General features: G+C 68.5%; 9 protein-coding genes and 1 pseudogene. 9 read left to right on the top strand and 1 reads right to left on the bottom strand.

Features of this window, described 5'->3' with window-relative positions; genetic code table 11:
- Positions 1–78: 78 nt before the first annotated feature.
- Genes cobG through EOA33_RS16940 form a run of 4 tightly spaced genes read left to right on the top strand, consistent with a single transcriptional unit; the run spans position 79 to position 3,594 of the window.
- Positions 79–1,452, top strand: coding sequence for a precorrin-3B synthase (cobG, locus tag EOA33_RS16955; protein ID WP_127400402.1), 1,374 nt, complete (start codon positions 79–81; stop codon positions 1,450–1,452).
- Positions 1,453–1,454: 2 nt separating this feature from the next.
- Positions 1,455–2,087 (top strand): precorrin-8X methylmutase, encoded by a 633-nt coding sequence (locus EOA33_RS16950; RefSeq protein WP_126054012.1) that lies wholly within the window; start codon positions 1,455–1,457, stop codon positions 2,085–2,087.
- Positions 2,084–2,833: a precorrin-2 C(20)-methyltransferase gene (locus EOA33_RS16945; protein WP_126054011.1), complete on the top strand. Its 750-nt coding sequence runs from the start codon at positions 2,084–2,086 to the stop codon at positions 2,831–2,833. The genes EOA33_RS16950 and EOA33_RS16945 overlap by 4 nt, the downstream gene beginning before the upstream one ends.
- Entirely contained in the window at positions 2,830–3,594 is a 765-nt protein-coding gene (locus EOA33_RS16940; protein ID WP_126054010.1) for a precorrin-3B C(17)-methyltransferase, read from the top strand. The genes EOA33_RS16945 and EOA33_RS16940 overlap by 4 nt, the downstream gene beginning before the upstream one ends.
- Here the strand turns inward: EOA33_RS16940 and EOA33_RS16935 are convergent.
- The gene (locus EOA33_RS16935; RefSeq protein ID WP_126054009.1) at positions 3,558–4,325 is read right to left on the bottom strand and encodes a cobalt-precorrin-6A reductase; all 768 of its coding nucleotides are present in this window, start codon (positions 4,323–4,325) and stop codon (positions 3,558–3,560) included. The two genes, EOA33_RS16940 and EOA33_RS16935, sit on opposite strands and share 37 nt — an antisense overlap.
- A gap of 1 nt (position 4,326) precedes the next feature.
- Between EOA33_RS16935 and cbiE the strand changes: the two genes are divergently transcribed.
- The 5 genes and pseudogenes from cbiE to EOA33_RS16910 form a co-directional block, all read left to right on the top strand.
- A complete protein-coding gene (gene cbiE / locus EOA33_RS16930) occupies positions 4,327–5,568 on the top strand; it encodes a precorrin-6y C5,15-methyltransferase (decarboxylating) subunit CbiE (RefSeq protein ID WP_126054008.1) in 1,242 nt (413 codons plus the stop codon).
- Positions 5,565–5,951 carry a cobalamin biosynthesis protein gene (locus EOA33_RS16925; RefSeq protein ID WP_126054007.1) on the top strand — a complete coding sequence of 129 codons (387 nt, stop codon included), beginning with the start codon at positions 5,565–5,567 and terminating at the stop codon, positions 5,949–5,951. Before cbiE ends, EOA33_RS16925 begins: the two co-directional genes overlap by 4 nt.
- Complete coding sequence (gene cobM, locus EOA33_RS16920; RefSeq protein ID WP_126054006.1) at positions 5,948–6,712, top strand: precorrin-4 C(11)-methyltransferase; 765 nt, start codon at positions 5,948–5,950, stop codon at positions 6,710–6,712. Before EOA33_RS16925 ends, cobM begins: the two co-directional genes overlap by 4 nt.
- Entirely contained in the window at positions 6,709–7,524 is an 816-nt protein-coding gene (cobA, locus tag EOA33_RS16915) for a uroporphyrinogen-III C-methyltransferase (protein ID WP_126054005.1), read from the top strand. The genes cobM and cobA overlap by 4 nt, the downstream gene beginning before the upstream one ends.
- A pseudogene (locus EOA33_RS16910) lies at positions 7,521–7,958 on the top strand (cobyrinic acid a,c-diamide synthase); the annotation flags it as partial. The gene cobA and the pseudogene EOA33_RS16910, both read left to right, overlap by 4 nt.

The following is a 7,958-nucleotide window of genomic DNA, read 5'->3' as shown; positions in this document are numbered from 1 at the left end:
CGGCCGGTGGCACCCCTTGCGGAACTCCATCGATGACGATCTCGCCGCGCGGATCGCCGAAGCCCAGCGGGTGGCGGCATGAACGCCTTCTCCCGCCGTGGCGCCTGCCCTGCCCTCAGCACGCCGATGCAGACCGGCGACGGACTGCTGGTGCGGCTCAACCCGGTCGCTGGAGGAATGCCACCGAAGCTTTTGATCGGACTCGGCGAATCCGCCTTGCGCCACGGCAACGGTATCATGGAGGTGACCGCGCGCGGCAGTTTGCAGATCCGTGGCCTGACGGCGGAAAGCGCGCGCCTGCTGGCCGCCGAAGTGGATGCGCTGGGGATTGCCGTGCGCACGGGCGTGCCGGTCGAGACCGGGCCACTGGCGGGTATTGACCCACAGGAGGTTGCCGATCCGCGCCCGCTCGCCGAGCGGATCAGGGCGGCCGTTGAAGAGGCCGGGCTGACGCCACGGCTGGGACCGAAGGTTTCGGTGGTGATCGACGGCGGTGGGCAACTGACGATGGACGCGGTGACGGCCGACATACGGCTAAGCGCGGTACAGGCTGAGGACGAAATTCTTTGGAGGGTATCGGTTTCCGGTGATGGCGGAAGCGCGACGCCCCTTGCGGTGGTCGAAGCAGATTTGGCCCGGGATATCACGGTGGCTGCTCTCCGGATGGTCGCCGAAAGGGGTCGCGAGGCGCATGCGCGGGATTTGTCGGAGCGACAGCTGGCCTCTCTCGCAGGCTGGCATTCCTTCGCGCCCCCCTCTGTCCTGCCGGACATGTCCGGCAGGACAGAGGGGGGCGCCGTAGAGCGCCATCCTGCGCCAGCCCGCTCCCCCATCGGCATCTTTGATCTCGCGAATGGCCAAGCCCTCGGCATCGGCCTACCCTTCGGCAGCATGCCGGCACGGAATCTCATCGATCTCGCCGGCCAAGCCTCGGATCTCGGCGTGACCGAGATCCGCCTGTCCCCCGGCCGCGCCATGCTCTTCCTTGGCCTCGCCCCATCCGCCGGCACCTCGCTGCAAACCTCCGCCGCCGCCCTCGGCTTCGTCACCGACGCCGCCGATCCGCGAACCCGCATCGCTGCCTGCCCCGGCACACCGGCCTGCGCCTCCGGCCGCATCGCCACCCGAGCCATCGCCGAAACCATCGCGGCGCAAAACAGCGACCTCCTCGACGCCTCGCTCAGCCTGCACGTTTCCGGCTGCGCCAAAGGCTGCGCGCATCCCGGCTTGGCCGCCCTCACACTGGTCGGCGACGAAAACGGAGCCGGACTTGTCGTTGGCGGGACGGCAAAGGCTCTTCCTGCCGGATACAGGCCGGGCTATGACGCCGCGCGCGGCATAGGCGGCATCCTTGCAGCGATCCGCGCGCAACGACATCGAGGCGAAACCGCCGCGGCTTGCCTCACAAGGCTTGGCGCGGCCGGCATCGCCGAAATCTACCGACAGGAATGAGCATGGCGGCCTACGACTACATCCACGACGGCACGGCGATCTATGAGCGCTCCTTCGCCATCATCCGCGCCGAGGCCGACCTGTCGCGCTTCTCGGACGCCGAGGCCGATGTTGCGATCCGCATGATCCATGCCTGCGGCCAGGTCGAGGCCGCCAGCCATTTCGTCTTCTCCAGCGGTTTCGTGGATGCGGCGCGCGCGGCGCTTGCCGCAGGCGCGCCGATCTTCTGCGACGCCGAGATGGTTTCGCATGGCGTGACCCGCGCTCGCCTGCCGGCCGGCAACGAGGTGATCTGCACGCTGCGCGATCCGCGTACGCATGAGATCGCGAAAGAAATCGGCAACACCCGCTCGGCCGCGGCAATCGACCTCTGGGGCGAGCGCATCGCCGGCTCGGTCGTCGCCATCGGCAACGCGCCAACGGCGCTCTTCTATCTGCTGGAAAAACTGCGCGACGGCGAGCCGAAGCCGGCGGCGATCATCGGCATGCCGGTCGGCTTCGTCGGGGCCGCCGAATCGAAGGACGCGCTGGCCGAGAATTCCTATGGCGTGCCTTACGCCATCGTGCGCGGCAGGCTGGGCGGCAGCGCCATGACCGCCGCTGCCCTCAACGCATTGGCGAGGCCCGGCCTGTGAACGCGATTGTAAAAGGCCGCCTCGTCGGCGTCGGCACCGGTCCCGGCGATCCCGAGCTACTGACGCTCAAGGCTGCGCGGGCATTGGCAGAGGCCGACGTCGTCGCCTATTTCGCCAAGCGCGGCAACAACAGCAATGCGCGCGCCATCGTCGAGGCCCGCTTCCGGCCGGACATGATCGAGCTGCCGCTGCTCTATCCGGTGACGACCGAGATCGACAAGGATCACGACGACTACCGCTCGCAGATCGCCGATTTCTACGCGCAGTCGGCGGAGGCGGTCGCGGAACATCTTGCCGCCGGCAGGATGGTGGCGGTGCTGTCGGAAGGCGACCCGCTGTTCTACGGCTCCTACATGCACCTGCACGTTCGCCTCGCGCATCGCTTCCCGACCGAGGTCATCCCCGGCGTCACCGCCATGTCCGGCTGCTGGTCGGCGACCGGCCTGCCTATCGTCCAGGGCGACGACGTACTGACTGTCCTGCCGGGCACGATGAGCGAGTTCGAGCTGACGCGGCGGCTGGCCGACACCGACGCAGCGGTGATCATGAAGGTCGGCCGCAACCTGCCCAAGATCCGGCGCGCGCTGCAGGCGACGGGCAAGCTTGCGAAAGCCGTCTATGTCGAGCGCGGCTCCATGCCGGGCAGCGTCTCGATGCGGCTAGCCGACAAGCCGGACGACAAGGCGCCCTACTTCGCCATCGTGCTGGTCGCCGGCTGGTCCGCCCGCCCCGGAGCAAAGGCATGAGCGGCCGTCTCACCGTCATCGGTCTCGGCCCCGGCAATGCCGACCAGGTTACGCCGGAGGCAAGACGCGCCGTGGCGGAGGCTTCCTTCTTCTATGGCTACAAGCCCTATCTCGACCGGCTGGAGTTGAGAGCGGACCAGACCCGCATCGCATCCGACAACCGCGAGGAGCTTGCCCGCTCCAACGAAGCTCTGGCCAAGGCCGCCGAGGGCCATAACGTTGCTGTCGTGTCCGGCGGCGACCCCGGCGTGTTCGCCATGGCGGCAGCGGTCTGCGAAGCGATCGAGGCCGGCCCGACGGAATGGCGCGCGGTCGACCTTGCGGTCGTTCCCGGCGTCACCGCCATGCTTGCGGTCGCCGCCCGCATCGGCGCACCGCTCGGCCACGATTTCTGCGCCATCTCGCTCTCCGACAATCTGAAGCCATGGGAGTTGATCGAGCTGCGCTTGCTGGCTGCCGCCGGCGCCGGCTTCGTCATTGCGCTTTACAACCCGATCAGCAAGGCGCGCCCCTGGCAGCTCGGCCGCGCCTTCGAATGCCTGAAAGCGATCCTGCCCGGCACCACGCCGGTCATCTTCGGCCGCGCCGCCGGCCGGCCGGACGAACGTATCGACGTGCATCTGCTTGCGGATGCCGATGCGGAAAAGGCCGACATGGCCACCTGCATCATCATCGGCTCGCCGGAAACGAGGATCATCCGGCGTGGCGACAAGCCGTCGCTGGTCTACACGCCACGCTCGGCAACGGGCGCGAAAAGATGATCGACCTTGGCGGCCATCTGATCGACGGTCTCGGCCGACGGAACGTCCGGCACGGGCGGCCGACGGACCATGACCACTTCGATGCCGAAGGCGCGCGCCGCGGCGATCTTGCCGTAGGTCGCCCCGCCGCCGCTGTTCTTGGACACGACGGCATCAATGCCGTGCTTTTCGAGCAGCGCGCGTTCCTCCGCTTCCGGAAACGGCCCGCGCGCCAGCAGATAGATCGCGTCGGGCACACCCAGTTTAGGCTCGACGGGGTCGACGCTGCGAATGAGATAACGGTGCTGCGGTGCCGCCTCGAAAGCGCTGGCCTCCTGTCTGCCGATCGCCAGGAAGGCGCGGCGCGGCGCCGTGCCGAGCGCCCTCGCCGCCTCGGCCGCGCTGTCGACCAGCGTCCAGCGGTCACCGGCCACGGGCTCCCAGCCCGGACGGCGCAAGGCGAGGATCGGCACGCCGGCCTGCCTGGCCGCTTCGGCGGCATTCGCGGAGATGCGCGCCGCATAGGGATGTGTGGCATCGATCAGCAGCTCGACCTTTTCCTGGTCGAGATAGGTCGCCAGTCCCTCCGCGCCACCGAAGCCGCCGCTTCGCACCGGCACGCCTTGCGCGACAGGGCTTTCGGTGCGGCCGGCCAGCGAAAGCGTGACCGAGAGATCGGCGCGCGCGGCGAGCTTTCCCGCCAGTTGCCGGGCTTCGGTGGTGCCGCCAAGGATCAGGATGCGGTGGGTCATCATGCCTGCTAAGGGTCCGCGCGGCGCCAAGCTCACGCCAAAATGGCTAACGGTCGTCGGCATCGGCGAGGACGGTGTAGCGGGTCTCGGCGACGAGGCCAAGCAGCACCTAGCGCAAGCCGAATTCATCTTCGGCGGCAAGCGACACCTCGCGCTCGTCGCAGCCCTGGCCAGGGGCGAGGCCCGCCAATGGCCGACGCCGTTCGACGCCGAGATGCGCGACGTGCTGGCGCTGGCCGGGAAGAATGTCTGCGTGCTCGCTTCCGGCGACCCGTTCTTCCACGGCGTCGGTGTCACGCTGGCGCGCAAGGTGAAACCCAAGCAAATGCGGGTGCTGCCGGCGCCTTCATCGCTTTCGTTAGCGGCATCCCGGCTGGGCTGGGCGCTGCAGGATGTCGAGGCGATCTCGCTCCACGGCCACGCGATCGACCTTATCCGCCCCCTCCTCCACCCTGGCGCGCGCATCCTTGCGCTGACATCCGACGGCGATGCGCCGGCAGCGATCGCCGGGCTGCTCGACGAACTCGGCTTCGGTCCCTCGCGGTTGACGGTCCTTGAAGCGCTCGGCGGACCGGATGAAGCACGCCGAAGCGCACGCGCCGACGGCTTCGATCTCAAGAACATCAGTCCGCTCAACGTACTGGCGCTGGAAGTTGAATCGACGCCGGATGCCCGCATCCTGCCGCTGACGTCGGGCCTTGCCGACCACCTGTTCGAGCATGACGGCCAGATCACCAAGCGCGAGGTCCGCGCCATGACGCTGTCGGCACTCGGGCCCCGACGCGGCGAGCTGCTGTGGGATGTCGGCGCGGGCTCGGGCTCGGTCGGCATCGAATGGATGCTCGCTCACCCCTCGCTGCGCGCCATCGCCATCGAGGCCGACAAGGAGCGCGCTGCCCGCATCCGCCGTAACGCCTCGCATTGCGGCGTGCCCGGTCTTGTCGTGATCGAGGGCCCGGCGCCCAGGGCTTTCGCCAAGCTGGAAACGCCCGACGCCATCTTTATCGGCGGCGGCGGCAGCGACGCCGGCGTGCTGGAGAAGGCGATCAAGGCACTGCGCCCCGGCGGCCGGCTTGTCGCCAACGCGGTGACGCTGGAGATGGAGACGCTGCTTCTCGACCAACACACCAAGCGCGGCGGCGATCTCACCCGCATCGCCATCTCGCGAGCCTCGCCCGTCGGCTCGATGCAGGCCTGGCGGCCGGCCATGCCGGTCACCCAATGGAGCTGGGTGAAGCCATGATGGTCGCGGGCATCGGCAGCCGGAAAGGCGTGACAGCGAGCGACGTGCGCGCCGCCGTCGAGACCGCCTTGGAAGCGCATGGATTGGCAGTGACGGCGCTTTCCGCCCTGGCGACCGGTGAAATCAAACGCGATGAGGAAGCGATCTTCCTCGCCGGCAGCGACCTCGCTTTGCCTGTGATCGTCGTCTCGAACGATGCGATGCAAGCCGCATCGTCCGGCGTGCTCAGCCACTCCGTTCTCTCGCAGTCGAAGGCCGGCTCGCCGTCGGTTTCGGAAGCCTCCGCGCTTGCCGCGGCCGGAAAGGGCGCGAAACTGCTCGGGCCGCGCACGGTGCTCGGTCCTGTCACCTGCGCCATCGCACTTGCCGGAGATGCCGCATGACCATTCATTTCATCGGCGCCGGCCCCGGTGCGGCCGACCTCATCACTCTGCGCGGCAGCCGACTGCTGGCGAGTTGCCCGGTCTGCCTCTATGCCGGCTCGATCGTTGCGCCCGAACTGCTCGAACATTGCGCGCCCGGCACCAAACTGATCGACACGGCGCCGATGTCGCTCGACGAGATCGAGGCCGAATACGTTGCCGCCCACACCGCCGGCATGGATGTCGCGCGCCTGCATTCCGGTGACCTGTCGGTGTGGAGCGCGGTGGCCGAGCAGATCCGCCGGCTGGAAAAGCACAACATCCCCTACACGCTGACGCCGGGCGTGCCTTCCTTCGCCGCCGCGGCGGCGGCCCTTCGCCGCGAGCTCACCATTCCCGAACTCGCGCAAAGCCTGGTGCTGACCCGTGTCTCCGGCCGTGCCTCGAAGATGCCGCCCGGCGAGACGCTGGCCGGCTTCGGCCGCACCGGCGCGACGCTTGCCATCCATCTCGCCATCCACGCCATCGACCGTGTCGTCGCCGAGCTGACGCCGCTTTACGGCGCCGACTGCCCGGTGGCGGTTGTCTTTCGTGCCTCCTGGCCGGACGAGCGTCTGTTGACCGGCACGCTGGCCACCATCGAGGCGAAGCTGGCGGAAAACCCGATTGAGCGCACGGCGATCATCTTCATCGGCAGCGCGCTCGGCGCCCAGGATTTCGGCGAAAGCTCACTTTACGACGCCCACTACCAGCGGCGTTTTCGCGGACGGGACGGATTGTGAACGGCAGCACCAACAGAAACGGACATGCCACGGTGGAGCAGGCGCTGGCGCGGCTGAAGTTCAAGCCGCGAGAGCTGGAACCCGGCCACGTTTGGCTGGCCGGCGCGGGCCCCGGCGATCCCGGCTGCCTGACGCTCGAAGTGCTGGCCGCTCTCGGCCAATGCGACGCGCTGGTCTACGATGCGCTGGTCTCGCCCGATGTCGTCGCGGTCGCCGCAAGCGCGGAGCTTTTCTATGCCGGTAAACGCGGTGGCCAGCCGTCGATGAAGCAGGACGATATCACAGCTTTGCTGGTGCGGCTGGCGCGCGAGGGACGTCGCGTCGTCCGTCTCAAGGGCGGTGACCCCTATATCTTCGGGCGCGGCGGCGAAGAGGCGCTGGCGCTGGCGCGCGAAGCTATTCCGTTTCGTGTGTTGTCCGGCCTGACCTCGGGCCTGAGCGCGCTCGCCGCCACCGGCATTCCCGCCACCATGCGCGGCATCAACAAGGCGGTCATCCTGGCCACCGGCCATGCCGCCGGCACCGATGACGATCTCGACTGGGCCGCGATTGCCCGCACCGGCCAGCCGGTGGTCGTCTATATGGGAATGGCCAATCTGCCTCAGATCGCCGCTTCATTATTGGAAGGCGGGCTGGCGCCGTCGACGCCGGCCGCGGTGATCGTTTCCGCGACCACGCCGCAGGAGCGGGCCGTTGTCGCCACGCTCGCCACCATTGCCGAAGAGGCCGCGGCCGCCGGCCTGGCTTCGCCGGCGCTGATCGTCGTCGGCGGTATCGTCGCCATGCGCGCGGCACTGGCGGGCGAGACATGACGGCACGCGCCATCATCATCGGCGCGCCGCGCTCCGGTTCGGGCAAGACCAGCGTCACCATCGGCATCCTGCGCGCGCTCGCCAGGCGCGGCTTGAAGGTGCGTGGCGCCAAATCCGGGCCCGATTACATCGATCCGGGCTTCCACACCGCCGCCACCGGCCTCTCCGGCGTCAACCTCGACAGCTGGGCAATGCCGCCTTCCCTGCTCAATGCGCTGGCCGGGCAAGCGGCTGACGATGCCGACTTCGTCGTCCTCGAAAGCGCCATGGGCCTGTTCGACGGCATTCCCGCCCCAGAAGGCCGCACGGGTTCGGCCGCCGACCTTGCGCGGCTCTACGGCCTGCCGGTGCTGCTCGTGCTCGATGTGTCCGGCCAGTCGACCACGGCGGCCGCCGTTGCCAAGGGTTTTGCAACCTACGACGCGGGCGTGCGC

This window comes from Mesorhizobium sp. M4A.F.Ca.ET.050.02.1.1, assembly GCF_003997725.1.
Lineage (GTDB): Bacteria > Pseudomonadota > Alphaproteobacteria > Rhizobiales > Rhizobiaceae > Mesorhizobium.
This window is presented reverse-complemented; position numbering and strand designations above follow the sequence as displayed.

Bases quoted from the DNA above. Each gene is read 5' to 3' on its own strand.
- EOA33_RS16940 (WP_126054010.1), top strand. From the start codon at position 2,830: ATGAGCGGCCGTCTCACCGTCATCGGTCTCGGCCCCGGCAATGCCGAC.
- cobG (WP_127400402.1), top strand. From the start codon at position 79: ATGAACGCCTTCTCCCGCCGTGGCGCCTGCCCTGCCCTCAGCACGCCG.
- EOA33_RS16950 (WP_126054012.1), top strand. From the start codon at position 1,455: ATGGCGGCCTACGACTACATCCACGACGGCACGGCGATCTATGAGCGC.
- cbiE (WP_126054008.1), top strand. From the start codon at position 4,327: ATGCCTGCTAAGGGTCCGCGCGGCGCCAAGCTCACGCCAAAATGGCTA.
- EOA33_RS16935 (WP_126054009.1), bottom strand. From the start codon at position 4,325: ATGACCCACCGCATCCTGATCCTTGGCGGCACCACCGAAGCCCGGCAA.
- cobM (WP_126054006.1), top strand. From the start codon at position 5,948: ATGACCATTCATTTCATCGGCGCCGGCCCCGGTGCGGCCGACCTCATC.
- EOA33_RS16925 (WP_126054007.1), top strand. From the start codon at position 5,565: ATGATGGTCGCGGGCATCGGCAGCCGGAAAGGCGTGACAGCGAGCGAC.